We start from the raw sequence: 883 nt of genomic DNA on the forward strand, positions 1-883 counted from the left end.
TCTCTTTATAGCGAGCTGATTAACATTCGATAATATTAACTGCTAATCCACCGCGAGCGGTTTCTTTGTATTTGGTTTTCATATCGTTGCCGGTTTCAAGCATGGTTTTAATCACTTTATCAAGTGATACCTTTTGCTCGCCACTGCCACGAATAGCTAAACGTGAGGCATTAATTGCTTTAATTGCGCCCATTGCATTACGTTCAATACACGGTACTTGTACTAAGCCACCAACAGGGTCGCACGTGAGGCCTAAATTATGTTCCATACCAATTTCTGCTGCGTTCTCTACTTGCACAACATTGCCACCAACAATTTCTGTTAATGCGCCTGCAGCCATAGAGCACGCAACGCCAACTTCACCTTGGCAACCTACTTCAGCACCCGATATAGAGGCATTCTTTTTATATAAAATACCAATAGCAGCAGCCGTTAATAAATAACGTGTGGCTATATCGCGGTCTACTTCTTTCACAAATGTGTGATAGTACATAAGCACAGCCGGTAAAATACCCGCAGCACCATTAGTTGGTGCGGTAACTACACGGCCACCTGCCGCATTTTCTTCGTTTACGGCAAGGGCAAATAAATCAACCCAGTCCATTGCACGAAGTGGGTCGTTACTGACCTCTATATTTAGTTTTAAGTATAAGCTAGGCGCTCGGCGCTTTACTTTTAAGCCGCCAGGTAGGATACCTTCGGTACGCATACCACGGTCAATACAGGCCATCATTACTTTCCAGATATGAAACAGCGTGTCTTTTATTTCATCTTCAGTGCGCAGTGTTTTTTCGTTCTTCATCATTAAGCTTGAAACACTAAGCCCTGACTCTTTACACATCTCTAGTAGCTCTTTTGCGCTACTGAAAGGGAAAGGAGCTGG

Annotated in this window: 1 protein-coding gene; it reads right to left on the reverse strand. The window is 43.6% G+C overall.

What is annotated here, in order from left to right; translation table 11 throughout:
• Positions 1-19: 19 nt before the first annotated feature.
• Positions 20-883 (reverse strand): L-serine ammonia-lyase (locus tag H5072_RS20535; protein WP_182694646.1); only part of this gene is annotated, 864 nt, incomplete at its 5' end.

Origin of the sequence: Pseudoalteromonas sp. SR45-5, from assembly GCF_014163565.1 — a bacterium.
GTDB classification, from domain to species: Bacteria; Pseudomonadota; Gammaproteobacteria; order Enterobacterales; family Alteromonadaceae; genus Pseudoalteromonas; species Pseudoalteromonas distincta.